The sequence below is a fragment of the Mesorhizobium sp. genome (assembly GCF_004962245.1).
Classification (GTDB): Bacteria; Pseudomonadota; Alphaproteobacteria; order Rhizobiales; family Rhizobiaceae; genus Mesorhizobium.
Window position 1 is genome coordinate 74790 of the sequence record NZ_SUHQ01000028.1, and the last position, 23660, is coordinate 98449.

At 62.2% G+C, this 23660-nt stretch carries 24 protein-coding genes and 2 pseudogenes; 17 read left to right on the forward strand and 9 right to left on the reverse strand.

Features of this window, described 5'->3' with window-relative positions; translation table 11 throughout:
* Window positions 1-73: 73 nt before the first annotated feature.
* Entirely contained in the window at window positions 74-1462 is a 1389-nt protein-coding gene (locus E5X88_RS25795) for a CpaF family protein (RefSeq protein ID WP_292166248.1), read from the reverse strand.
* 526 nt (window positions 1463-1988) lie between these two features.
* On the opposite strand from E5X88_RS25795, the gene E5X88_RS25800 reads away from it, so the two are divergent.
* From E5X88_RS25800 to E5X88_RS25845, 10 genes are all read left to right on the forward strand, one after another.
* Window positions 1989-2207: a Flp family type IVb pilin gene (locus tag E5X88_RS25800; protein ID WP_126043513.1), complete on the forward strand. Its 219-nt coding sequence runs from the start codon at window positions 1989-1991 to the stop codon at window positions 2205-2207.
* Window positions 2208-2302: 95 nt separating this feature from the next.
* Window positions 2303-3337 carry a Flp pilus assembly protein CpaB gene (gene cpaB, locus E5X88_RS25805; protein WP_292166250.1) on the forward strand — a complete coding sequence of 345 codons (1035 nt, stop codon included), beginning with the start codon at window positions 2303-2305 and terminating at the stop codon, window positions 3335-3337.
* Between the two features lie 68 nt (window positions 3338-3405).
* Complete coding sequence (locus E5X88_RS25810) at window positions 3406-4845, forward strand: type II and III secretion system protein family protein (RefSeq protein WP_292166252.1); 1440 nt, start codon at window positions 3406-3408, stop codon at window positions 4843-4845.
* Window positions 4832-5113 carry a hypothetical protein gene (locus E5X88_RS25815; protein ID WP_292166254.1) on the forward strand — a complete coding sequence of 94 codons (282 nt, stop codon included), beginning with the start codon at window positions 4832-4834 and terminating at the stop codon, window positions 5111-5113. Before E5X88_RS25810 ends, E5X88_RS25815 begins: the two co-directional genes overlap by 14 nt.
* Before the next feature lie 69 nt (window positions 5114-5182).
* A complete protein-coding gene (locus tag E5X88_RS25820) occupies window positions 5183-6715 on the forward strand; it encodes a pilus assembly protein TadG-related protein (protein WP_292166256.1) in 1533 nt (510 codons plus the stop codon).
* A gap of 5 nt (window positions 6716-6720) precedes the next feature.
* A complete protein-coding gene (locus tag E5X88_RS25825; RefSeq protein WP_292166257.1) occupies window positions 6721-7245 on the forward strand; it encodes a TadE/TadG family type IV pilus assembly protein in 525 nt (174 codons plus the stop codon).
* A gap of 2 nt (window positions 7246-7247) precedes the next feature.
* Window positions 7248-7895 (forward strand): TadE/TadG family type IV pilus assembly protein, encoded by a 648-nt coding sequence (locus tag E5X88_RS25830; RefSeq protein WP_292166259.1) that lies wholly within the window; start codon window positions 7248-7250, stop codon window positions 7893-7895.
* A complete protein-coding gene (locus E5X88_RS25835; protein WP_292166261.1) occupies window positions 7892-9055 on the forward strand; it encodes an AAA family ATPase in 1164 nt (387 codons plus the stop codon). Before E5X88_RS25830 ends, E5X88_RS25835 begins: the two co-directional genes overlap by 4 nt.
* Window positions 9056-9092: 37 nt before the next feature.
* Window positions 9093-9629: a L,D-transpeptidase gene (locus E5X88_RS25840; RefSeq protein ID WP_292166263.1), complete on the forward strand. Its 537-nt coding sequence runs from the start codon at window positions 9093-9095 to the stop codon at window positions 9627-9629.
* Window positions 9626-10213 carry a hypothetical protein gene (locus E5X88_RS25845; RefSeq protein ID WP_292166265.1) on the forward strand — a complete coding sequence of 196 codons (588 nt, stop codon included), beginning with the start codon at window positions 9626-9628 and terminating at the stop codon, window positions 10211-10213. Before E5X88_RS25840 ends, E5X88_RS25845 begins: the two co-directional genes overlap by 4 nt.
* A gap of 348 nt (window positions 10214-10561) precedes the next feature.
* On the opposite strand, the gene E5X88_RS25850 is transcribed toward E5X88_RS25845, so the two are convergent.
* On the reverse strand, window positions 10562-11098 hold the full coding sequence (locus E5X88_RS25850; RefSeq protein WP_292166267.1) for a hypothetical protein: 537 nt from the start codon (window positions 11096-11098) through the stop codon (window positions 10562-10564).
* A 118-nt stretch (window positions 11099-11216) separates the two neighbouring features.
* Window positions 11217-11510 carry a hypothetical protein gene (locus tag E5X88_RS25855; RefSeq protein ID WP_292166269.1) on the reverse strand — a complete coding sequence of 98 codons (294 nt, stop codon included), beginning with the start codon at window positions 11508-11510 and terminating at the stop codon, window positions 11217-11219.
* Here E5X88_RS25855 and tcuB point away from each other — a divergent pair.
* Window positions 11479-11709 (forward strand): annotated as a pseudogene (tcuB, locus tag E5X88_RS25860) (tricarballylate utilization protein TcuB); the annotation flags it as partial. The gene E5X88_RS25855 and the pseudogene tcuB sit on opposite strands and share 32 nt — an antisense overlap.
* Before the next feature lie 2 nt (window positions 11710-11711).
* On the opposite strand, the gene E5X88_RS25865 reads toward tcuB, so the two are convergent.
* The 5 genes and pseudogenes from E5X88_RS25865 to E5X88_RS25885 form a co-directional block, all read right to left on the reverse strand.
* Entirely contained in the window at window positions 11712-12989 is a 1278-nt protein-coding gene (locus E5X88_RS25865; protein ID WP_292166270.1) for a D-tagatose-bisphosphate aldolase, class II, non-catalytic subunit, read from the reverse strand.
* A complete protein-coding gene (locus E5X88_RS25870; protein ID WP_292166272.1) occupies window positions 12986-13945 on the reverse strand; it encodes a sugar kinase in 960 nt (319 codons plus the stop codon). The genes E5X88_RS25865 and E5X88_RS25870 overlap by 4 nt, the downstream gene beginning before the upstream one ends.
* Window positions 13946-14013: 68 nt before the next feature.
* Window positions 14014-15246, reverse strand: a complete 1233-nt coding sequence (locus E5X88_RS25875; RefSeq protein ID WP_292166273.1) for an ROK family transcriptional regulator — start codon at window positions 15244-15246, stop codon at window positions 14014-14016.
* A 180-nt stretch (window positions 15247-15426) separates the two neighbouring features.
* Window positions 15427-16419 carry a substrate-binding domain-containing protein gene (locus tag E5X88_RS25880; protein WP_292166275.1) on the reverse strand — a complete coding sequence of 331 codons (993 nt, stop codon included), beginning with the start codon at window positions 16417-16419 and terminating at the stop codon, window positions 15427-15429.
* A gap of 57 nt (window positions 16420-16476) precedes the next feature.
* Window positions 16477-17079 (reverse strand): annotated as a pseudogene (locus tag E5X88_RS25885) (ABC transporter permease); the annotation flags it as partial.
* Between the two features lie 147 nt (window positions 17080-17226).
* Between E5X88_RS25885 and E5X88_RS25890 the strand changes: the two are divergent.
* The 6 genes from E5X88_RS25890 (at window position 17227) to E5X88_RS25915 (ending at window position 21501) form a co-directional block, all read left to right on the forward strand.
* On the forward strand, window positions 17227-18180 hold the full coding sequence (locus E5X88_RS25890; RefSeq protein WP_292166279.1) for a hypothetical protein: 954 nt from the start codon (window positions 17227-17229) through the stop codon (window positions 18178-18180).
* Window positions 18181-18274: 94 nt separating this feature from the next.
* Window positions 18275-18493, forward strand: coding sequence for a hypothetical protein (locus E5X88_RS25895; protein ID WP_292166281.1), 219 nt, complete (start codon window positions 18275-18277; stop codon window positions 18491-18493).
* A 560-nt stretch (window positions 18494-19053) separates the two neighbouring features.
* Complete coding sequence (locus E5X88_RS25900; protein WP_292166282.1) at window positions 19054-19500, forward strand: thiosulfate oxidation carrier protein SoxY; 447 nt, start codon at window positions 19054-19056, stop codon at window positions 19498-19500.
* A gap of 15 nt (window positions 19501-19515) precedes the next feature.
* Window positions 19516-19842 carry a thiosulfate oxidation carrier complex protein SoxZ gene (soxZ, locus tag E5X88_RS25905; protein WP_292166283.1) on the forward strand — a complete coding sequence of 109 codons (327 nt, stop codon included), beginning with the start codon at window positions 19516-19518 and terminating at the stop codon, window positions 19840-19842.
* A gap of 90 nt (window positions 19843-19932) precedes the next feature.
* The gene (locus E5X88_RS25910) at window positions 19933-20226 is read left to right on the forward strand and encodes a c-type cytochrome (protein WP_292166285.1); all 294 of its coding nucleotides are present in this window, start codon (window positions 19933-19935) and stop codon (window positions 20224-20226) included.
* Between the two features lie 6 nt (window positions 20227-20232).
* The gene (locus tag E5X88_RS25915) at window positions 20233-21501 is read left to right on the forward strand and encodes an NAD(P)/FAD-dependent oxidoreductase (protein ID WP_292166287.1); all 1269 of its coding nucleotides are present in this window, start codon (window positions 20233-20235) and stop codon (window positions 21499-21501) included.
* A gap of 9 nt (window positions 21502-21510) precedes the next feature.
* Here the strand turns inward: E5X88_RS25915 and E5X88_RS25920 are convergent, their stop codons facing one another.
* Window positions 21511-23637, reverse strand: coding sequence for a cation-translocating P-type ATPase (locus E5X88_RS25920; protein WP_366929975.1), 2127 nt, complete (start codon window positions 23635-23637; stop codon window positions 21511-21513).
* Between the last annotated feature and the right edge of the window lie 23 nt (window positions 23638-23660).

The following is a 23660-nucleotide window of genomic DNA, read 5'->3' on the forward strand; positions in this document are numbered from 1 at the left end:
GCTTCGCCAGCTAGGATTACCGAAGCGGCTCCAAGCACATAGACGAAATAAAGCAGGGTTTGACCGGTTAGCATCAGAGCGCGACCTGCGGATTGAATGCATCCTTGGCAAATTGATGGCCAAGCGTCGCCGCCTCCGGGGCAAAGCGCGGGCGGACGCCGGTGGCCCGAAACTCGCCGATGATCTTGCCTTCCGGTGTCACCTCGCGACGAACGAAATTATAGATTTCCTGGAGCTGGACGACGTTGCCTTCCATCCCAGTCAGTTCCGATATGGAGACGACCCGCCTTCCGCCGTCCGAAAGACGTTGAGTCTGCACGATGATATCAATGGCCGATGCAATCTGCGCCCGAATGGACTCGTGGGTCATCGGCATGCCGGCCATTCCAACCATCTGCTCAAGCCGCGATATTGCATCGCGGGGCGTGTTGGCATGGATGGTGGTCATCGAGCCTTCATGGCCGGTATTCATCGCCTGCAGCATGTCGAAGGCCTCCTCGCCGCGCACCTCGCCAACGATGATGCGATCGGGCCGCATGCGCAGCGCATTCTTCAGCAGTTCGCGCTGACGGACCTCGCCTTTGCCCTCGACATTGGGCGGCCGCGTCTCCAGCCGGCCGACATGCGGCTGCTGCAATTGCAGTTCCGCCGCGTCTTCTATGGTGATCAGGCGCTCCCTGGCCGGGATGTAGCTCGACAGCGCGTTGAGCAAGGTCGTCTTGCCGCTGCCGGTGCCGCCTGAAACTAGGATCGACTTGCGCGCCTGCACCGCGATCCGCAGCAGATCGATCATCGGCTGGCGGATGGAATTGAACGCCATCAAGCGCTCGAGCGAATAGGGATTCTTGGAGAATTTGCGGATCGACACCAGCGGGCCGTCCACCGAGATCGGCCGCACCGCGATGTTGACGCGCGAACCGTCCTCCAGGCGCGCATCCACCATCGGCGCCGATTCGTCGACGCGCCTGCCGATGGCCGAAACGATCTTGTTGATGACACGGAGCAGATGCGGCTCGTCGCGGAAGCGGATCGCCGTCTCCTCGATCACGCCGCGCCGCTCGATGAAGACGCGCTTGTGAGTATTGATCAATATGTCGGTGATGGAGTCATCCTTGAGCAGCGGCTCGATCGGCCCTAGCCCCAGCATCTCGTCGGCTGTCTCGCTGGTCAGCCGGTCAAGCTCGCGGGCGTTCAGCGGCACGTTGCGGCCGCGCACGAACTCGCGCACGATCGGCCGGATTTCGTTCAGGATTTCATCCTTGGACGCGGTTTCAAGCGCGGCAAGATTGAACCGGTCGATCAGGTGGCGGTGGAGCTCTACCTTGAGCGTCAGGAAATCGTCGCCATGCGCTTCGATGTCGGCAGCGGGGGAAAGCGCCGGCGCTACAGGCAATGCCGCAATCGGCTCAAGCTTTGGCTCGATCCGCGGTTCGCCTGGCCCCTTGGTGAATCGGCCCAACATGACGCTTCGCCCCCCGTTTAATCCCCACGCTGAAACTAATCGTTAACCACGGAAGGCACAAGCGCCGACCGCGCACCCATGCGATTAATACTTCAGACATAGTTAAGATCAAGTGTCGGAAAACGTGACGTTTATTTGGTCAGCGGCACTGTCCTAACGGAAAACGGTGACTCGCTTTTCGATGAAAGCGCCTTTTTTGCCACAAAGGCGTCATGGAACGCATCTAATCCCTTAGATATAAAGCAATATGCCTTATTGCTAATGCGGCCCCACTTTCGCCATATCACGGCCAAATTGTGAACGAATGGTTAAGAGGGGCACAAAAATCAGCCGAATCAATGTCTTGGATTGGCGAAGGAGCGGGAATATTCTTGCTGAATCAGGTATAGGAAAGTTAAAGAACCGTTAAACCCATTTGACTCTGGTTTTCTTCGGGATTTAGATCGAGATGACGGGGGATGCTTGGGTATGGATTTCATCCTTGGCTCGTCTCGTCGGGTTCAAACCTCCAAAGGGAGAAATTGGCATGAAGAAGCTCATGACGATGACCCGGCAGTTCCGCGACGACGAAAACGGCGCTGCCATGGTCGAATATTCCATCCTTCTCGGCATCATCGCGGTCGCCGTTGTCCTGACGGTCATTGCGATCGGCGGCTGGGTCACGGGTCGATTCACCGGTCTGTGCACCGCGCTCGACGGCACGAGTGTTGGCACCTGCAATGCCGCGACTGGCGTCGGTTCCTAATCGACTGATAATGCTCAGGCCCGGACCATTAGATCCGGGCCTGAATCCGATCGCAGTGGACGAATTTCCGCAATGTAGGCTTGGGGCTTGGGGCAATGCGCGTAAATACTGTCATCATGATCGTGCTCGCCGGCGTGTTCGGCGTTGTGGCGGTGGTGCTCGCCAATATCTGGCTGGCCAGCCAGCGCAGCGCCATGGCGAAGGGGGATAATGTCCAGCGCGATACGGTCGTTGTGGCTGCCGTCGCACTGAAGTTCGGCGACACGCTGACATCAGACAAGCTGCGCGAAATTGCGTGGCCGGCGGGCGCGGTTCCGGCCGGTGCCTTCAGGACAACAAAAGAGGCTTTGGCCGGCGACGGCACGAAGCAGGCACTGCAGACGATCGGGATCAACGAGCCGGTTCTCGCAACCAGGATCACAGGCCCCGGCCAGCGCGCCACGCTTTCGGCGGTGCTCGGCGAAGGCATGAAGGCAGTATCCATCCGCGTCAATGACGTGCTTGGCGTCGCCGGATTTGTCTTTCCGGGCGATCGTGTCGACGTGCTGCTGACGCGCACAGTGCGCGGCGATGGCGGCCTGGACAAGAGTTTTGTCGACGTGCTGCTGCAGAGCATGAAGGTGCTCGCCGTCGACCAGGTCGCCGACGAGAGCAAGGAGAGCCCGACGGTGGTGAAGTCGGTGACGCTCGAGGCCAGCACCAGGGACGCGCAGAAGCTTACACTGGCCGCCGGCGCCGGCCAGTTGTCGCTGGCGCTTCGCCAGGCAGCCGCCAGCGAGGGCGAGACGACCGAACGTGTGACGCTTTCGGACCTGACCGGCGACACGCCGGCCGACGTCGCCGCCAAGCAGGCCGAACTCGCCAGGCAGGCTGCCGCCGAGGCTGAGGCCGCGGCCGAGCGCAAGCGCGCCGAGGACAAGATCGCCGGGCTGACCCAGGCAGTGGAGAAGGTGGGAAGCCGCCTTGACGAACTGGGCAAGGTAAAGCCGGCCGTGGCGCCGGCGCCTGAAATGCGGGAAGTCGTCAAGGAAGTGGTCAAATATGTGCAGCCGGAGCCGCCGGCTCGAGCGACAGTCAGCGTCTATCGGGGTGTGAAGTTCGAAACATACGACGTGCCGCGACAAAAATAATACCGGCGATTAAGATAAGCTTAAGAATAAGGGCGTCCGAATCAGCCGGCATAAGGGGGGTAGCGTAGATGCGTATGTTCTGGGGACTGATGGCGGCAGCCGCACTGGCCTGTTTTGCATTACTGCCTCTAAGCTCCGCGGCTCATGCAGCCGACCGCCGGATCGACGTATCGAACCCCAGCGTTCACCGTATTTTCCTGCCCATGTCGCAGTCGGTGACGGTCCAGGTGAACGCCACTCTGGGTGACATCGTCGTCGGCGACGAGAAGATCGCCGACGCCCAGCCAATGACGGACCGGACGCTCTATGTCATCGGCAAGACCGCCGGCACCACCACCGTCAACCTCTTTTCAGAAGACAAGCGCTCCCTTGGCGTGATCCAGATCGAGGTTGGCGTCGACGTGAGCGACATGGCGCAAGCGATCCGGCAGGTGGCGCCCAGGTCGCGCATCGATATCGGCTCGATCAACGGCAAGGTCAGGCTTGGCGGCCATGTCAAGGACGGCGCCACACTGGCGGCGATCATGCAGGTTGCCCAGCAATACGGGCCCGACGCGATCATAAACGCCGTGACCGTCGACGACAGCCAGCAGGTAAACCTGGAAGTGCGGGTGCTCGAAGCCAAGCGCAATGCCGGCCGTGATCTTGGCGTCTCAATCAGGAGCACCAACGGCAGCGGCACAACCCGCACCGGAACGGGCATAGCCGCTGTCGACGAAGACGATCTGGTGCTGGGGCCGGGCAACCTGGTGAGCGGCATCCTGTCGAACACCAACCCGTTCGCGGCGCTGATCGCCCGCGTCATCGACAGCAACGTCAAGGTCGACGTGATCATCGAGGCTCTTGAGGCCAAGGGCGTGGTGCGCACCCTTGCCGAACCCAACCTCACCACTCTTTCCGGTGAGGTTGCCAGCTTCAATGCCGGCGGCGAAGTGCCTATCCGCCGCCTTGTCGATGACGAGGTCGTGATCGAATACAAGCAGTTCGGCGTCAATCTGCTGTTCACGCCGGTCGTGCTCGACGACGACAAGATCAACATCAGGCTGGCGCCGGAAGTGAGCGACCTGACCGGTTTCACCAGCGCCGGCGACCCGATCTTCACCAACCGCAAGCTGGCGACCGTCGTCGAACTGCGCGACGGCCAGAGCTTCGCGGTCGGCGGGCTTCTGTCCAGCAAGAACACCAAGATCCAGAGGCAGGTGCCATGGCTCGGCCAGGTGCCGATCGTCGGGACGCTGTTCCGAAATTCGAGCAACCAGAAGGAAGAAACCGAACTGGTTGTGATCGTGACGCCGCGTATCGTGCGGCCGGTGAAACCAGGCGAACAGCTGGCGACGCCGTTCGACAAGACACGGCCAGCCAACGACCCGGAATTCTTCGTACTGGGTCAGTTGGAAGTGACCAAGGACATGGTTCGCAAATATGAACTGGGCGAAGGCGTCGTCGGCCCCTATGGCCACATGCTGGACCTGAAATCAAAGGACAAGATGCTCTATGTCAAGAAATAGAACCTTGCTCCTGCTCTTGTGCGCCGGCCCGCTGACTGGCTGCGCCGACTATCTCAACCGCTACGACACGATGACACTGGCCGCGGGCGATACGCAGAAATACAACTCGCTTCTGCAGACGGTCGATCCGCTCAATCCCGCGTCGAGGAACACTGCGATCGAAGGCGACGGCGCGCGCGCTGCCGCTGTTGCCCAGAGTTACAAATTTCCACCGCCACCGCCGCCACCGCCGTCCATCACGGTCAATGTCGGCAACACCGGGGATTGAGCAGAGGAATGCGGGTCAGCGTCAGGGAAAATGAGGGATCCTGGCGTCAGGGGAGCTAACAGTAAGGCCATGCTGCGGATCATTCGCGCGTTCTGGCACGATCAAAGGGGAATAGCGCTGATACTGGTCAGCGTCACGCTGCCGGCAATCATCGGCTTTTCCCTGCTGGCGATCGATATGAGCCGGGTCAACAATCTGCATAATGATTTGCAGAAAGGCGCGGATGCGTTTGCGCTTGCGGCGGCCGCCGAACTGGACGGGACGAGCGGTTCCTGGGCGCGAGCCGAACGCGCCATGGCGACGCTCGTAGACAATGAAAGCAATTTCTCCACGGCAGGCAGGTTCACTCTGGCCTCCGGTCAGCCGGGAGGCACGCAGCCCTGCAACAGTGCTGGCAACATTTCCTGGTGCTTCCTCAAAGCGATCCCTACCAACGACGGAACCAAGATTACAACCGCCAATCAGGCCAATTATCTTGCAGATGCCAACCAAGCTGTCGGAGAGGCGGAAACGCGGTTCATCCAGGTGACAGTCGTCCCCCAAGGGTTTGCCGCGATCTTTCCTGCCTCATTTGTGACGTCCGGCACCAGCGACAGCTTCAATGTCGGGGCGGTCGCCGTCGCGGGGTTCACCTCCGGTGTGTGCGATTTTACACCGGTCTTCATGTGCAACCCCTATGAGATGGTGAACGGGACAAACAATGCCGGGGGTTATACGCTTGAGCAGGCCGTTTCCGATCCGGCCGTGCGTCGCCGGCTGATCGAACTGAGGAAGGTCGGAAACGGGGCCGCGGCCGGTCCGGGCAACTTCGGCTTCCTCGAGCCTCCGCCAAATGTGGGAAATGGTGCTCAAGCACTGGCCCAGACGATCGCAACGTCGACACCAATAGGCTGCTACAATTCCGCGAACGTAACGACGAAGACCGGGCAGAATGCCGGCCCGGTGCAAGACGCCTTCAACGTTCGTTTCGGGATTGGAGCCAGCGGCAACCACTTCAACAGCCCAGAGTACGGTCCCGCCGCCAATGTCCGAAAAGGGGCGATACAGACCACAGGCAGCGCCAATCAATGCCCTTCCATGAACAAACTTTCATTCACCGAAGCCGGAACGATGGGCCTTCCGCGCGATGCGACAACCCCGTATCTGGGCGGCAGGATGGGCGACGGAGATTGGAACTTCTCCGGCTATTGGAGCACCAACTTCGGTTCGGCTGCCTATCCAGCGTCATGGGACACGACCAAACCGACGCGCTATGAGGTCTACCGTTACGAGATATCGGCCGGGTTGGTGGGCACCGCGTCGACCGGTGGAGAGATCGGAACGCCGCCCGCAGCTTGCCAGCCGCCTGTCACGACAGTCGATCGCCGGTTGCTTTATGGCGCTATCCTGAACTGCAATGCACTCGAAGCTGCGGGCAACGGCCTGTCCGGCCATAGCACCAATCTGCCGGTCGAAGCCTTCGGCAGCTTCTTCCTCACTGAGCCTGTTCCCTCGGCGTCGGAAGATGCGTCGGTGATGGTCGAACTGGTCGACGTAACCGGCGGAGCCGGCCAGGGCACGCTCGACAATTTCCTCCGCGACGAAGCTCAGCTTTACCGGTGATGGTGATGATCGGAGCGCTGTACCATCACCTCCACAGATTTCGACGCGAACAGCGCGGCACGGCTCTCGTCGAAATGGCGCTGATCGCGCCACTGATGCTGGTCTTGTCGGCGGGCGTGTTCGAGTTCGGCAATCTGATCCACAAAAAGCTGCTGATGGAGGCCGGCCTGTCGGACGCGGCGCGCTTTGCCGCGCGCTGCAACAGCCAAATGTACACCAAGGCCGGGCTGACGATCGACTGCGCCGATATCGCCAGCAACATCGCGGTGTTCGGCAACGCCGCGGGGACAGGGAGTGCGCGCATCGCCGGCTGGCAGAAGGCGAATGTGACGGTGACCATTGCCGCCTCAGGTTCGTGCCATGACGCCGTGGTCGCAGGTGTCACCCAATATCGCTCTACCACCGCACAGGTCTGCATCGTCAGGGCAGCAGGGACGTTGGCCTATAGTGGCATCGGAATGCTGTCGCTGGTCGGCATCGGGCCCATGACACTAAATGGCTTTCACGAGGAGCGGTTGATCCGGTTCTGATCATGATCAGGCGTTTCGCAAAATCGGAAGACGGCGCAACGATTGTGGAGATGGCCATCGTATCTACACTGCTGTTTACCCTTGTCCTCGGTTTCGTCGATTTCGGCTATGCCCTCTATCAGTGGAACGCCGCCACCAAGGCCGTCCAGTTAGGTGCACGTCTGGCCTCGATTTCCGATCCGGTTGCCACCGCGCTAGCTACAGCCGCGCCGACGACGACACCGGGCGCTCCGGTCATTGCTGCGGCCTACGGACCATTCGCCTGCACTTATACTGCTGGCACAGGGGCCTGCACCAATGGCGGCTCATTCAATGCAGTCAATTTCAGCCGCGTCTTCCGCGGCGATACGACAAACACCAATGACGACGCCTGTCCGATAATCACCCCAGCCCAGCGACTCACCACGCGGCCTGGAATGTGTCATTTCTTTCCTGGCCTCAGGCGCGACAACGTCGTCATCACCTATTCCGCCACCGGCCTGGGCTACCAGACCCGGCTGGGCGGACCGGTGCCGACAATCACCGTCAGTCTTCAGAACCGGACCTTCCAGTTCTTCTTCCTCGGTGGCCTGCTCGGATTCGGAAACCTCGCCATGCCCTCCATGCTGAGCACGGTTACGGGCGAAGACCTGAAGAGTACATCCCCATGAACGCCATCAACACCAAGGTTCTGCCGACCAAACGAAAGCAGGTCGCCCTCTTCTCCTCGGATCCGCAGTTCAAGCGCGAGGTGGCGACGCGGCTCGACGCGCTGGCCATCTACGATGTCAGGATTTCGGAGACAGACGACTTTCTCAAAGGCCCGCCCGCCGACACGCGTCCGGGCATCGTCATCCTCGACCTGGCCAATGGCGAGCTGCTCGGTAAGCCCGGCATTGTCGAGGCGCGCGCCTTGTGGGCGACCGTGCCGCTGATCGCTGTCTCCGGCGAATTGACCTCGGAACAGACGCGCATCCTGGTTCGCATGAACGCTTCGGACTGGCTGCACAAGCCGCTCGACGCCAAGGAACTGCTGAACGCGGTCACCTTCCACGACACCGGCAACCACGGCACCAAGAGCCGCATCCTCACTTTCATCAGCGCCAGCGGCGGCGCCGGCGCCACGACGCTCGCTCTGTCGGCGGCGGAGTTCCTGGCGTCGAAATCCACCGAACGTGCGGCTTCGACCTGCCTCGTCGACCTCGATTTCCAGAGCGCCAATTGCGGTGCCTATCTCAACCTGTTCAACCAGTTCGACCTGGCCGGCATTATCGGCCAGCCGGAAAGGCTCGACGTCGAACTGATGGACGTCATCAAGCTTTCGCGTCCGTCCGGCCTGACGCTCTATTCATTCGAGAGGCCGCAACTGCCGTTCGAGCCGCAGGGCGCCGATTTCGTGTTCCGGCTGCTGGACCTCGTCGCCTACCGGTTCGACGACATCGTCATCGACCTGCCGAATATCGAAACCCCCTGGCAGGATTCCGTGCTTTCGACGAGCGACGAGATCTTCATCGTCTTCGAGCTCAACGTCGCCTCGCTGCGGCAGGGCAAGCGGCTCTACAAGAAGATCCGCGAGCTGCGCGGCAATTCGGTGAGCATCACGCTGGTCGCCAACAAGCACAAGCGCAAATGGTTCGGCAACCACTTCTCGCGCAGCGAGCTCGAGAAGATCTTCAAGGCGCCGCACATCAAGTCGGTCAGCCTGGACAATGCACTGCTGACCGACGCGCTGAACCGGGCCATCCTGCCTTCCGAAGTGGATGGGCGGGCGCGCTTCAACAAGGACCTGAAGCGGATGTTCAAAGAGCGGCTCGATGATTCAGTCCGGTAGATATCGGTTCGTTCCGAGGCTTGCAGGCGCCTGCATCATGAGCTTGGCGTTGGGGATGTCGGCCTGGGATTTCGCCCATGCCAGATCCGCGCTGTCGGACCGGCCGCCGCTGCCGGCGATGGGCCCCAGCCTGCGCAAGACGGTTGCTCTCCAAACCACGGAACAGCCCGGCACGATCATCATCCGCAAGGACGAGAAGGCGCTCTATCTGGTGACCCGGCAGGGCGAGGCGCTGCGCTACCAGATCAGCGTCGGACGCGACGGCTTTGGCTGGACTGGCATCGTCAAGGTGGGGGCGAAAACGGAATGGCCGGAATGGCGCCCACCCAGGGAAATGCGCGCCCGCCAGCCGGAACTGCCGGAAATGGTGCCCGCCGGTCCCTACAATCCACTCGGCGCCAGGGCACTCTATCTGCTGCGGGACGGGCGCGACACGCTCTACCGCATCCACGGCACCAACGATCCCAAGGGCATCGGCTTCGACGGAACATCGGGATGTTTCCGTCTTACCAACACCGATGTGATCGATCTCTTCAAGCGCGTCTCTGTCGGCGCAAAGGTGGTGGTCCAATGACGATGATCAGCGATCCGGACATGCCCGCAATCGACGTTGGGCCGGCGACCCACACTGGAGAGCAAGCTGTCGCAGGCAAACCGAGCAATGCAAGGCTGATCGGCGTTATCACCGCCGGCGCCTTGCTGATCACGGCGGTGAACATAACGGCCGCGGTCTATCTCTACCGCGGCATCAGCGATCTGCGCTTTGTCGAAGGGCGGCTGGAACGGCTCGGATCGTTCGAGCAACGGATCGCAGCCCGGCTCGATACGGTCAACAACGGCTTTCAAAGCCGGTTTGAAAAACTGGACAGTCAACTGCAGGGCAGCTTCAACGAAGTCAAAGGCAGCATTGCCCGGCTTGAACAGAACCTGCCCCTGGACAGCGACGACGACATGGCGAACGTGATGGAGCCTTCCGTGGTCACGACCACCATGGCGGAAGCATCCACCGATCTCGAAGCAGCGACCGAACCCGGTGTCGTCGATGTGCCACGTCAACCCAAAAGGAGGGTCGCGGCAGCGCTGCCCCCTGCCCCAAACTCCTCCTACCAGCGCATAGTGCAGCCTGACGGCAAGGTTCATTACAAGAAGATCAACTAGAAGCGACAGGCATCGAGAGAACGGTTTTGCGTTCAGCTGCATTCGGAGCTGCCGTCATCTTGTTGACACCGATCGGGAGCGCGACGGCTGCGACCTGCTACCATGTCGTCAATGTCGATTTTTGGGACGTGCTCTATATCCGATCGCGGCCAAGCCACCTCTCCAGGGCGGCGGGCGCAATCGCTCCCGATCACAACGGCATCATCGTGGCCACGGGCTCATGCCGGCCGACCGGGGCCGATCGAAAGCGGCAATGGTGTCCGGTCACCTACTATCCGTTGCCGTCAGTCAGCCTGGACGGATACGTGAAGGCCTATTTCGTGGAAACCACGGCGTGCCCCCCGGATCCTAGAGATCCCGTTGCAGGGCAATAAGCTGTACGGTGAGCGCTTCGTAACGCTGTCGTGCTTCGCCGAGAAACGCAACATGACAGTAGGCGCAGGCTGCGGTGCCCAGAAGCAGCACCAGGCTGTTCCGCCATGTGAAATCGAGCATCAGCGAAAACGGAAGGCCGCTGGGCGTGGTGAACGCCGCAATCGTGCTCGCTGTCTCAGAATGACTGCTGGACGCGATCATCAGCGCGGCGAAAAGCAGGGCGACGTGGTTGGCAAGGAAGAACGCGGCCGACTTTCTCGCCCGGCAAGCCATCCAGCAGACGATCGATGCGGCGGTCACGATGACGGCATCAAGGACCATTGAACCGCCCAGATAGAAGTCGACCTGCTCCCAGAACATGGTCGACAAAGGGCGCAGTTCAAGCCAGATCCACCACATGGCGGGGCTGGCCGGATAGGTTCCCAGCAGGAACGTCGCTGCTCGCTCCCCTGCGAGAATCAGAAGGATGAGAGCCGGAAAGCCAAAAAGCAGAATCGGCTTGCGCTTCATGTTTCCCCCGACCGTCGACAAGCAGAATAGACTGCAAAGATTGCGCGAGGCTTAATGGAAGGGTGCGCTCCGAAGCGGGTGCAAAAAAGCAGGACAAAAAGGCCTAGCGGAGGCGCGTTCAACAGAAATCGAACTCTTCGGCCAGCTTGCGCAAAAAGCTGGACACGGCGCGGACGCGGGGCACGCGGACCATTTCGAGAGAAATATTGAGCCAATAAGTGCGGCGCAGTTCCACCTCGCCAGGCAGTACCAGGCCGAGGCCATACTCGGCGAGCACTTCCGACTCGAAGCGAGGGCCGCCAGGCGTCAGCGTTACGGCTACATCACCTTCCCGCTGGGACTGGGCCTGTATCTGCTGAATCGGTACCACGGACAGACCAAGGCTCGGCATGGACATCGCCTTGCTGGTCATGCTGCTGCTCACCAGCCTCACCGGCCTGCTGCTCCTCGTCCTGCGCGCCACGCCCGCCATGGGCCTACTTCTCGCCATCCATCTCGGCGTCGTCTTCAGCCTTTTCATCACAATGCCCTACGGCAAGTTCATGCACGGCCTCTACCGCTTCCTCGCCCTCGTCAAATACGCAAAGGAAAGACGCGAATTCGGCTCCTAGCTCTAGCGGCAGGCTTGGGCGTAATCGTTGAGCACCCGTTCGATGCCGTAGTCGATGAGGGCGGAGGCGGTCGGCGGAAGCGCACCGCTGCGCACCACGTCTTCGGCAAGCGGCAGGAATTGGGCGATCAGGGTCTCGGGAATGGGTCTGCTCGCCAGGGTCTCCATCAGCTTGCCAACCGCGCGCTCCGCCTTGTCATGCGGCCAGTAGTAGCGGATGCGGTCGCTGTAGCTGTAATGGAGAAGGACGTGCTGCTCAGCGGCGGATCCGGGATAATAGCTCTGCCAGAACTCCGGTTCGGTCAGCATCAGGGAATCCATCGCCATCGCCAGCGCGCGGCCGCCATAGGATGGATCGAGCTCCGCCGCGATGCAATCGAGGCCGTAGAGCGCCTGCCTGAGGGCGAAGGTGAGCCCAGGCCCGACTTTCAGGATCGCGAACCCGTCCGAGACGAGCTTCGCCAGCCGATCCGGCGGCTGGTAGTCGGTCGAATGCGCCTCGAAGATGAATTGCGACTCCTGATCGAGTACCGCCACCAGATCGCGAGCGCGCTCCGGCGCGTACCACACGACATTCTCATGGCCGAACTCGACGCCCGGCTGCACGACGATCCCGATCGCCCGGTCGAAAGCCGCCTGCAAGCCCTCCTGAGCAAAGATCCGCCGATGCGTCGCGATCGTCTCGCGCGCCGCGGCGGCGCAAGTCGGTGTCAGATGGTCGAGCGCGTGCACCGCACCACCCGGCGTCGGCACCTCCGTGCCGATGATGTAGAGCGGCGGCGGCACCCCCGCGTCCCTGGCCACGCGCTCCGCGACGGCAGCGAGCCGTGCTGCCCGATGGGCCGTGGTCTCGTCATCGAGCGCCTCGGGTTCGCCGGCGCAGCCCATGCTCGCGTCGAGATGGATTTTTGAGAAGCCAGCAGCGACATATCCCGCCATCATAGCCTCGGCCTTCGCGAGCGCTTCCTCGGCCGGCAGTTTCCGCCAGGGATTAGGCCCGAGATGATCGCCGCCGAGGATCAGACGGTCAGCGGGAAAGCCCTCCGCCGCCGCGATCTTTTCGACGAAGGCACGGAAATCGGCCGGCGTCATACCGGTATAACCGCCGTCCTGATTGACCTGATTGCACGTGGCCTCGATCAGGACCGGCTGGCCAAGGCGCTTGCCCTGCCGAAGCGCGGCGCGGATCACCGTGCGGTGGGCGGAGCAGACGGACGTGATTGCGCGCTTCTCCCCGATGCGCCGCGCCGGCGCGAGTTCCGTCAGAAAAGTTGTCATCATGCGGTTCCTTTGATAATGGCGCCGGCGATGAAGCTGTCGAGATCGGCGAAGCTCGACGTGCCCTCCATCGGCCCCTTGACCGTCACCGTGCGCGCTCCGGCGGCATTCGCGTAGCGGAGCGCATCGGGGATGGATTTGCCGAGCCGCCTCGCCACCAGGAAGGTCGCGCCAAACGAGTCTCCTGCCCCGGTCGGATCGATTTCCTCGACGACGAAGCCGGGCATGTGAGTCGCGCCGTTGCGGTCGAAATGGCTGGCGCCTGCCGCCCCGCGCTTCAGGACGATCTCGTTCACACCGGTCTCAAGAAGTGCAGCGATCGCGCTTTCCTCGTCCGATGCACCTGAGAAAAGCGACAATTCCTCGCCGGACGGGAGGAAGATATCCGTGGCCGCAAGCACTGTCTGGAATGCAGCCTTGCCCGCCGGGTCGCGGAGCATTTCCACCCGGATGTTGGGATCGAACGAGACGGTGCCACCGCGCGCCTTGATCGCCGGGATCGCGTCCCGGATCATGGCAAAAACAGCCGGCACGGGCAGGCCCGATCCCATGACATGGAGATGCCCGGCCTCGGCCAGGACGGCGCGCGCCTCCGGGGTAGCGACGATCCGGCCGGCGGCGCTGTCGCGCATGTTGAAGACGAAATCTCGGCCGCCATCAGGCCGGTAACGGACGAAGGCGCTTCCCGTCGCGGCGCCCGGGTGGATAGCGACGGCCGAAATATCGACGCCGTCGCGCTTCAGCCTTTCGAGGTTCAAGACGCCGAAGTCATCGTCGCCAACCGCCGAGACGATCGCGGCTGGATGGCCGAGCTTGCCGACCTGATCGATGAAGATCGCCGGCGCGCCGCTCGGAAACGGGCCGATCAGCGGCTGCAGCTCCAGGAAACCGCGCCCAAGCGTGGTCGCCATGATCTCGACCAGGATCTCACCGATGGTCAAGATCTTTCCTTCAATCATCCGATAATCCTTTCTGGCGCGAGATCCAGACAGCGCTTCGGCTGTCCGACCATCGACGAGCCGCTCCGCTAGGTCTGAAACAATGTGATCGGCTGCTCGCTCGCGTAGATCGCGCTCTCGTCGATGGAAAACATGCGCTGATGCATGATGAGCGCGCCGCCGAGCGCCGGCCCTTCGAGACCGAGCGTCGAAATTTCGATCTTCGGCAAAGGAAATCCATCCAGGAATTCGCGTCGCATCGCCGCCTCGACCTCGGACGCGACATGGCGATAGAGCGGCGCCACGGTGCCGCCGAGAATGACCATGCCGGGATTGAGGATGCTCGCGAGCTGGATCAGGCCACTCGCAAGGGCGCTTCCCCATTCCTCGGCCGTTTTCTCGGCGATCGGATCGCCACGATCGAGCGCCGCAAGCAGATGGTCGAGATCGGCTGAAGCGTCGGCGCCGTTCGCGTGATAGCGCGCGAGGACGGCGTCCTTGCCAATATAACTTTCGAGATGCCCAGGCTTATGACGCCCGGCGAAGAAGCCCTTACCGCCGACGACAATCTGGCCGAACTCGGCGGCGAGCCCGGTCGAGCCACGGAAGAGGCGCCCGCCGATGACGATACCGCCACCGGCGCCATTTTCGATCAGCATGAATGCGACCGTCTCGGAGCGATGGGTCGTGTCTCGGTAGGTCTCGGCAATGGCGAAGGCATTGGCGTCGTTCTCGATCGAGATCGGTAGGTCGGGCTTCGAAAAGCGCTGCTTCAGCCTTTCGGCGATCATTGCTTTCAGCTTGACGTCGCGCCAGCCAATGATGAGTGCGTTAATGACGTTGCCGTCGGCATCAAGGAGAGCCGGCAGGGTGACGCAGAGCCCGCGAGTGCGCGTCGCTTCGGGTAAGGATTCGATCACTTCGCCGATCATGCTGGCGATCCGGTCGATGCCCGCCTCGGGCGACTGCTCGAAAATCGGGAACGGGGTCGATAAGCGCCGGATCTCATGCGCGGCCATGTCGATCGCCACGACCGTGAGACGATCGACGCCGATCTCAGCGCCCAGGAAGGTCGCACCGGCGGGATCGATCTCGATATGGATGCCGGGCCGGCCGGTCTTCGCCGCGTTGTCGCCACGCGGCACGTCGGGCCGTTCCATGACGAGCCTATCGGTCATAAGATTGCTGATGATATTGCCGGTCGTCGAACGGTTGAGCCCGAACACGCGCGCAAGATCCGCCCGGCTCATCCCGCCGCTTCGAAAGAGCGCGTTGAGCGCTCGGATCTCGTTCAGGTAGCGGACGGATTGGGGCGTTGCCATAGTCTGGGACTCGATTAAATCTGAAGCAGGACTATCAGCTTCACAGCCGATGAACAGGGAGACGGCACGGCCGTCTCCCCATTCCAGTTTACACATACGAACTGTATCGTACTCTTTGATTGCATTGTCTTTAATTACTGCGTTTTGGATTACTGGGACTTGCGCATCGAAAGAAGCGCTTCAACGTTCTCGCCAGTAACTGGAACCCACGGCACGGAATAATGCTGCGACTTGCCGCCCCTCCCAGGCGAGCTCGCCGCCATTGACGTCCCAAACCTTGGCCTGCGGCTTGTAGTCGGGCTGCTTCGAGGCAATCGCAAGGTCGATCGCGCCTTGCGCCTGCGCGTCGGCATCCTGCAGTGTCGACATCATCTCGCCGCGCTGGACCGCGAGAAGCGCATCCGTCACGCCGTCGACGCCGGCAACCGGGATCTTCTTCGGATCGAGGCCGTGAGCCTTGATCGCTTCGAGAGCGCCGATCGCTTCCTCATCATTTTCGCCGATGACGCCGTGGATCTCGCCCGGATGCGCCGTGAGCCAGTTCTCGACCAGCGTCAAAGCTTCCGCACGCGACCAGTTGGCGGTCTTCTGCTCAAGGACCTTGATGTCGGGATAATCCTTCAAGGTCGCCTGGATGCCTTCGAGACGCTGGACCTGAGCGGACTGGCCGATCATGCCCTCGACGATCACGACATTGCCCTTGCCGCCCATCTTGTCGAACACGGACTTGGCGAGCAGCTTGCCGGCCTCGACATCGTTTGACGAGATATAGGCATTGTAGAGTGACGTATTCGAGATCAGCGTATTCGAGCCGATCACCGTCACACCGGCATCCTTGGCGCGCTGGACCGGGTCGTTACCGGCATCGATATCGACTGGCACGAAGATGATCGCGTCATATTTCTCGCTGATCGCCGTATCGAACTGGTTCGACTGCGTCAGCGCGTCCATGCGGCCGTCGAGGACGGTGAGCTTGACGCTGCCATCCTTGACGAGCGGATGGTTGTTGGCGGCGTTCGCCCAGAGCACGTTGAACTCGGTGTCCAAGCTCTGCACCACCGCCGCGATGCGAACTGGGTCCGCCGCGAAGGCCGGACCGAGGTTCATGAATGCGAGACCGACACCGGCCAGCATGGCCAGGCCGGTTCGGCGGGTAATCGTCTTCAGTGCCATTTGGGTTCCTCCCTTAATCATGGCTCTTCATTGCCGCACGCGCTTACGTGCGGATCCTCATGGATTCATGTTTCTGGAACGGTCGATCAGGACGGCGACCACGATGATCGCGCCCTTGATGATCTGCTGGTAGTAGGACGACACACCCATCAGATCGAGGCCGTTCGAGATCACGCCGATGATCAGCGCGCCGATCAGCGTGTAGACGACGGAGCCGATGCCGCCGGTGAGGCTCGTGCCACCGATCACGACCGCCGCGATCGCGTCGAGCTCATAGCCAAGGCCTGCCTGCGGTAGCGCCGAGGTGGTGCGCGCGGTCAGGATCAGGCCGGCGAGACCAGCGAGCGCGCCCATCAGCAGATAGACCGAGAAGGTGACGGTGCGGGTCGGGATGCCACTCGTCTTGGCACTCTTCACATTGCCGCCGACCGCATAGACCCAACGCCCATAGACCGTGAAGCGCAGCGTCACCCAGGCGGCTATAAAGACGATCGCGAAGACGATGACGGACACCGGAATCCCCGCGACAAAACCCTGGCCGAGCCAACGAAAGGCGGGACTCAAATTTGGGATCGGCCGGCCATTCGAATAGAGCAGCGTCGCACCACGCGCCATCGACAGCATGCCGAGCGTCACGACGAAGGCCGGCACGGAGAAGGTGGCGTGATGACTGTTCTCTGCGCCTTCGCCGGAGCCGTTGTACCGTCCCAGACCAGGGTGGTGTTGAACACGGACACGTTGGTGGCGGTCGCTGGCGAAGGGGGCGCATACTTGGTAGACGTCTCTGATCCTGGATCCCGTCTATGGGTGGAGATCGACACCGCTGCGGGCTCGGCTCGCAGTGCACCAATGTGGATTGACCACGAGGCAGAGCTCCGGATCGGACGGCCGGAACTCAACGTTCAGGCGAAGCTTGGTGGCAAGGAAGGGCCGATCAGCTCGGACGGCCTCATCGACATCTTCACGCTCGTTGTCGAGCACTACAACAGCCCGGTTCCCTGGACCGGTAAGGGAAGCAGAAAGACGGCCGGTCCGGCGGTTGAATACAACCTAGACGACGTCTTCTCGGACGGGTTTGGTCGGCGGAGCTGCGCGCCGGTGTCGGGCGGCGGCTACTTCACGACCGACGAATGGACCTTGATGAACGACTACTTCAGGGTAGGCGGGAGCACGCGTCACGCCAAGGACCCGAACGATCCGCCCGAGGACCCGGATGGGGATCCGCCCGAGCCAAAGGAGCCGCCGGCTCCCTCAAAGCCGCTCGAGCCCACTCAGGTCCAGAAGCTCGGCCGGTTGATCGACAAGGCGGTGACGTCCATGTCCTCGATGGCGTTCCTTGAGAGCCGACCGCCGGCGCGGCTTGCGGCCGATATTCGAACTGCTGCCCTGCTCCTGGCCATCGCACGGCGTCGCGAAGGTATGGACAAGGCCAAGGTCGACGCGGCGAGCGCCAAGCTGTTCCACACACTCTTTGCCGGGAGCAACGGGAGTCGTCCACTACTCGACCTCTACGTTGACGGCCATCCGGAGGCCTCGGACCTCATGCAGTCGTCGGACCTCACAGCGGCGATTACGCTCTGGATTGCCGATCTCCTCAACAAGCCGGAAGCGGAGCCGTGGTTTGAGTTCGCGGCTACCCGACTTGCTGCGCTGCATCCGTGGCTGACCCAGGGCAAGGAAGACAGGCTCGAAAGCCTCGAGCGACTGTCAGTACATGTCGCGAGCCTCGCCGAAGCATTGCCCGACTTCTGGGTGAGTTGAGTACAGGGCGGTGCCGCAGTGAAGGCGCTGATGGATAGCTTGGTCGACCCTTCTGCGTTCCTGGGGGCGATCGCGCGTTTATCGCGGGGAGATTGTGTGGGTAGGAGGGCAGTTCGCCGTCGCTCAAGCGGACTTCGATCGCAAGGCCAACGCGCAGTTCTATCTCCTGCGCGACGCACGGCTCGCCAAGTTTATGGGCGGGAGGGCCCTTCCGATCGTCGACGTTGTCGGCAAGATTGATCTTCCTGAGATCATGATTGACACCATCAAGCGGATACTGGCGCCCGCCGGGATCCGGCAAGCGACGGAGTGAGGGCTGGCCAACGTCCGATGGCCGTTCAACGGCTTGCGTGACTTCCAATCCTCGAAGCGGGCTGCGCAGGAACGGCGGCTCTTGGTGCGAAGGCGTTGCCCGCGTGGTCACTGGTGATGTCCGCTTTTGGCGGACGCAGCCACGGCCTAAACGACCGAGATCGGGCGCATTGCTGACTGGCACCCCTGGGCCGAAAGCGGCCCGTCCGCTATCAGGACGAAGTTAGCAACAACTGGTCGTTCCGCTGATCGCCACTTGTGCCGAGCAGGCCGATGGCAGCGAGAATATCTCTCGCCGGAAGCGGTCGAGCAGAAACTTCCAATGCTTCTATTGGTCTTCGGCCCGCCGCAAACTCCATCGTGCACGTTGAATATCGTTGTTGAACAGAATGCATTGGTTTCAAGGGCGTCCATGGGCACTTCCGCGAGATTGCTCCCAGCGGTTGTTGGTGCTAAATTTTGTAGAAGCTGCCGCACTGATGTGTCCGAGTGCGCCGCCTGCCGCCGCCGATGTGTTCTTGGAGTGGCCTAAAGAGGTGGCAGGGTTTGGAGACCAGGACGATGAGCTTGACGCGCCGCGATGTGTTGCTCGCCGCAAGTGCGGGGTTTGCCGGGGCCGCGCTCTTCTCGCCAGGGAGCGCGCGTGCGAACGATGAGGCGTTGGATCTCGTCAAACAGCTCACCGGACGGACGGCCACGAGATCAGATCGCCTTCGCCTGATGATGCCGGCGGAGTTCCCGACCGGTTACACCGTGCCGATGAGTCTCGATATCGAAAGCCCGATGACCGAGGCCGACCATGTGAGGCAAATCCGCGTGTTCGCGCCGCAAAACCCGATCGTCGAAGTGGTCAGTTTCCGATTCGTCCCGCAACGCAGTCTGCCCCGCGTGTCGACACGCATCCGCCTTGCCAAACCGCAACATGTCGTCGCTGTCGCCGAAATGAATGACGGCAATTTGCTGATGACCACGACTTGGGTCCGTGTCGCCACAGATGGCTGTGCCTGAGATCGGAGAAAGACAGTGACCACCCCGACACCACGCGTGATCGTGCCGAGCGCTGCCGCGAAGGGAGAGGTTTTTCAGGTCAAGACCATCATCAGCCATGGGATGGAAACTGGCCTGCGCCATGATGATCAAGGCAATGTGATCCCGCGCAGGATCATCAATAAGTTTGTCTGCCGCTACAACAACTCCGTGGTGTTCAGTGTTGATCTTCACGAAGCGATCTCAGCAAACCCGTTCTTTGAATTTTCCCTGTTGGCGACGGAGAGCGGCCGGCTCGATTTCATCTGGGAAGAAGATGGCGGTGCCGTCTATGCGTTGTCGCACCAGCTTACGGTCGGTTGAGGCGGCGGCGCAATTGAGCTGCGCGAATTGTGATGTGAAGAATTGGGCAGGAGCGTGACCGGAAAACTCCGAACCTCACGGGTGTTCAGCATGCGCCCTGCGATCGCCGCAGGCCTCGTGCTGCTCGTTAGCCAATCCGGCGCGGCGGCGGAGCCCGATCAGGGCGCTCAACTCGCCGCGACCTGTGCGTCTTGCCATCGCCTCGATGGCGGCGGCACAGGCATTCCCAGCATCATTGGCCTTGGTGAGGAAAGGCTCAAGAGCGCCCTGCTTGCCTACCGGGCGAGCGAGCGTCCAAATCACATTATGCACGCTATCGCACTTTCGCTCAGCGACGAGGAGATCGCGAGCGTCGCGCGCTATGTCGCGGCGCAGGGAAAGTAACCCGTCATGAAATCCTGGACGCGTCGCGAGTTCGGCTGCCTGACCGGAGCAGGGTTGTTGACGGCGCTCAGCCCGCGGAAGGCGCGGGGCCAAGCCAAGGCGCGCGTCGTCGTGATCGGCGGCGGCATCGGCGGCGCAACGGTCGCCAAATATCTCGCCTCCAGCGCCACGGCCGTCGACGTGACCCTGGTCGAACCGCGGCAGAGCTACACGACCTGCTTTTTCAGCAATCTCTATCTCGCCGGGCTACGCCCGTTCGAATCGCTCGGCCATGGTTATGAAGCGCTGGCAAGGCAATACGGCATCACCGTCATTCATGAGTCCGCCGCGGCGATTGACCCGGCGGCGAATACCGTTGCGCTGAACAACGGCTCGAAGCTCAGCTATGACCGTCTCGTTGTTGCGCCGGGCATCGCATTCAGGGACCGGGCGCTTGAGGGCTATGACGATGCGGCGATGGAGATCATGCCGCACGCCTGGAATGCAGGACCGCAAAGCAAGCTGCTGCGCCGGCAACTGGAAAGCATGGAGGACGGCGGCCTGTTCCTCATCGTCGTTCCGCCGGATCCGTTTCGCTGTCCACCCGCCCCCTATGAGCGCGCTTCGCTCGTCGCATCCTATTTCCAGAACAGCAAACCCAAGGCCAAAATTCTGATCCTCGATGCGAAGGACAAGTTCAACGCGCAGGACGTGTTCCAGGACGCCTGGAACCGCCACTATCCGGGAATGATCGAATGGCTGCCCGCCCAGTTTACCGGCGGGGTCACGGCTGTCGATCCGAAGACCCGATCTGTGATCACCGCGGGCGCAACATTCAAGGCCGCGGTCGCCAATGTCGTCCCGGCGCAAATGGCCGGGCGCCTGGCGCAGCAGGCCGGGCTCACCGACCAGTCGGGCTGGTGTCCGGTCGATCCAGTCACCTTCGAATCGGCACTGCAGCCCGGCATCCACCTGGTCGGCGACGCGATCATCGGTGGGGATATGCCGAAATCCGCCTTCTGCGCCAACAGCCAGGCCAAAGCCTGCGCCTTCGCCATTGCGGCCGATCTCGCCGGATCAGAGCGTTTCCCGGCGCATTTGTTCAACACCTGCTACACCTATCTCGCCCCCGACGATGCGTTCAGCAACGCCATAAGCTTCCAACCAGTCGACGGCAAGCTCAAGAGGGTCCTCAACTTCGTCAGCAAGGTCGAGGAAGGCGCTGATATCCGCCGCAAAGCGGCGCGCGCGGCGGAAGGCTGGTACGACGCCTTCACGCAGGATGTGTTTGGCTGAAGGCGAGGCTCAGCTCCGCTCGATCCCCGGGCCGACCAGCATTGAAACGCCCACGTCACGCCGGGCGCTCTCTGCCTCAGCGCCGGATCGTTGCTCGGGGATCAGCGATGGAACAGGATCGGGAAGCCGCTCCAGCCGCAGCGAATTCACCACCACGAGGATGCTCGAGCCGGCCATGACCGCCGCTGCAAGGATTGGCTGCAGAAGTCCGAATGCTGCGAAAGTCAGGGCGACGAGATTGTAACCGAAAGCCCACATAAGGTTGGTCAAGATGGTCCTGCGAACCGCGCGGGCCACGTCGACGACCCAGGGCAGCATCCACAATCCGTCCGCAGGCAGCACGAGCGCCGCGGTCTCGCGGGCAAGATCGGTGGCGGAACCGACGGCGATACCGACATCCGCCGCCGCCAGGACCGGGCCGTCGTTGAGGCCATCGCCGACCATCGCCACCACATCATAGTCGTGGCGGAGCCGATCGAGGGCCGCCCGTTTGGCTTCCGGCGAAAGACCCGCTTGCACCGCCTTGATCCCGACCATGGCCGCGATCCGCTCAGCAACCGGCGCCAGGTCGCCGGTCAACAGCGTCACGTTGAGCCCACGCTCACGCAGCGCTGTGATCGTCGCCTGCGCCTCGGGAAGCGGCGAATCGTCAAGCGACAGCACAGCATGAACCCGCTCTCCCCAACCGACATAAACCACCGAATGACCGCTCGCCTCCCTCGACCGCGCAGGCTCGGCCAGCGTTGGCGGGAGCGACCAGCCCAAATCATTCATCAAACTGCTGCTCCCGGCCGCCACGGGCCGGCCTTCGGCGCTGCCGCGGATGCCACGGCCGGGAACCGTCCGGACATCACGGGTCGCGAGCGGCGTGATGCCGCGCGCAGCGGCTGCCGCCGCGATGGCTCGCGCCAAACCATGCTCGGACTGGCGCTCCAGACCGGCGGCGCGTGCCAGCACGTTCTCGCTGTCGACCTCGTCACGGTCGATGCCGACGAGACGCGCTTTGCCCGTCGTCAAAGTGCCGGTCTTGTCGAAGGCGAGTAACCGCACATGTGCGAGAGTCTCGAGCACGCCGGGGGTGCGGACGAGGCAGCCGTGTCGCGCCAGCCGGCCGATGCCGAGCGAGGTTGCCATTGGAGCGGCGAGGCCGACGGCGCACGGACAGGCAACCACCAGTACCGAGAGGCCAATCAGCAACGCCCGATCGAACGGCAACGACTGCGCCCAGTAAACGAACGTCAGCGCGCCGAGGGTGAGGACAAGCGGCACGGACACGCCAACGACGCGATCGGCAAGGCGCTGGGTTGGACTGCGACGGCTGAGCGCCTCGCGCACCGACCGGCAAATCTGTGCCCAGCGCGTTGCGGTTCCGTCACCGCTGCTCTGGATCAGGAGCGGGCCGTCGATATTGATACTGCCGGCAATCACCGTACAGCCGGCGCCCTTTGTCACTTGCCGGCTTTCCCCGGTGATCACGGCTTCATCGGCGTTCGATTCCCCCTCGACAACCACGCCGTCGACCGGAATGCGCTCGCCTGGCCGGACCCGCACCAGCGTGCCGGCCGTCACCTCCCGCACCGGACGGCGGATCTCTGCCGCGCCATCGACCACGGTTGCGTTCTCGCTTTCGGCGGCCAAGAGAGGTTCGAGGTCGCGCGCCGCCCTGGCGCGGCCAACGGCCTCGAGATAGCGGCCAACGGTGAACAGCATCAGCACCATCACGGCGGTGTCGAAATAGACATGCGTGCTGCCCTCGAACACGGCAAATGCCGAATAAAGATAGGCGGCAGCGACGCCAAGCACGATGAGCGCCGACGACGTCACGCGTCCCTGTATGCCATTGAGCCACATGTCGCGCAGATAGGGTCCGCCGAGAATCACCACCGCCGGCGTCGCGAAGATCCAGAGCAAAAGGTGAATCCACGGCAGCACGCCCGCATCGACGCCGGCGAATGCATCCGAATAGAGGAGGAGGCTGAACATCATGATATTCATGGAGAGAAAGCCGCCCACGCCGAGCTGGATCAGAAGCCAGGCGGCCTCCCACTCTTCGTGTCTGCCGCTCTTCACCTGAAAGGCGATGCAACAGCCGTAGCAGCAGAACGCGCAAGCCTCACCGTTGAGCCTGCGCTCCATCGGGCGCGGGCCGACGGGCAGCG

Coding starts and splice junctions, on each gene's coding strand:
- E5X88_RS25795 (WP_292166248.1), bottom strand. CDS start 1,462: ATGTTGGGCCGATTCACCAAGGGGCCAGGCGAACCGCGGATCGAGCCA.
- E5X88_RS25800 (WP_126043513.1), top strand. CDS start 1,989: ATGAAGAAGCTCATGACGATGACCCGGCAGTTCCGCGACGACGAAAAC.
- cpaB (WP_292166250.1), top strand. CDS start 2,303: ATGCGCGTAAATACTGTCATCATGATCGTGCTCGCCGGCGTGTTCGGC.
- E5X88_RS25810 (WP_292166252.1), top strand. CDS start 3,406: ATGCGTATGTTCTGGGGACTGATGGCGGCAGCCGCACTGGCCTGTTTT.
- E5X88_RS25815 (WP_292166254.1), top strand. CDS start 4,832: ATGTCAAGAAATAGAACCTTGCTCCTGCTCTTGTGCGCCGGCCCGCTG.
- E5X88_RS25820 (WP_292166256.1), top strand. CDS start 5,183: ATGCTGCGGATCATTCGCGCGTTCTGGCACGATCAAAGGGGAATAGCG.
- E5X88_RS25825 (WP_292166257.1), top strand. CDS start 6,721: ATGATCGGAGCGCTGTACCATCACCTCCACAGATTTCGACGCGAACAG.
- E5X88_RS25830 (WP_292166259.1), top strand. CDS start 7,248: ATGATCAGGCGTTTCGCAAAATCGGAAGACGGCGCAACGATTGTGGAG.
- E5X88_RS25835 (WP_292166261.1), top strand. CDS start 7,892: ATGAACGCCATCAACACCAAGGTTCTGCCGACCAAACGAAAGCAGGTC.
- E5X88_RS25840 (WP_292166263.1), top strand. CDS start 9,093: ATGAGCTTGGCGTTGGGGATGTCGGCCTGGGATTTCGCCCATGCCAGA.
- E5X88_RS25845 (WP_292166265.1), top strand. CDS start 9,626: ATGACGATGATCAGCGATCCGGACATGCCCGCAATCGACGTTGGGCCG.
- E5X88_RS25850 (WP_292166267.1), bottom strand. CDS start 11,098: ATGAAGCGCAAGCCGATTCTGCTTTTTGGCTTTCCGGCTCTCATCCTT.
- E5X88_RS25855 (WP_292166269.1), bottom strand. CDS start 11,510: ATGACCAGCAAGGCGATGTCCATGCCGAGCCTTGGTCTGTCCGTGGTA.
- E5X88_RS25865 (WP_292166270.1), bottom strand. CDS start 12,989: ATGATGACAACTTTTCTGACGGAACTCGCGCCGGCGCGGCGCATCGGG.
- E5X88_RS25870 (WP_292166272.1), bottom strand. CDS start 13,945: ATGATTGAAGGAAAGATCTTGACCATCGGTGAGATCCTGGTCGAGATC.
- E5X88_RS25875 (WP_292166273.1), bottom strand. CDS start 15,246: ATGGCAACGCCCCAATCCGTCCGCTACCTGAACGAGATCCGAGCGCTC.
- E5X88_RS25880 (WP_292166275.1), bottom strand. CDS start 16,419: ATGGCACTGAAGACGATTACCCGCCGAACCGGCCTGGCCATGCTGGCC.
- E5X88_RS25900 (WP_292166282.1), top strand. CDS start 19,054: ATGAGCTTGACGCGCCGCGATGTGTTGCTCGCCGCAAGTGCGGGGTTT.
- E5X88_RS25910 (WP_292166285.1), top strand. CDS start 19,933: ATGCGCCCTGCGATCGCCGCAGGCCTCGTGCTGCTCGTTAGCCAATCC.
- E5X88_RS25915 (WP_292166287.1), top strand. CDS start 20,233: ATGAAATCCTGGACGCGTCGCGAGTTCGGCTGCCTGACCGGAGCAGGG.
- E5X88_RS25920 (WP_366929975.1), bottom strand. CDS start 23,637: ATGGAGCGCAGGCTCAACGGTGAGGCTTGCGCGTTCTGCTGCTACGGC.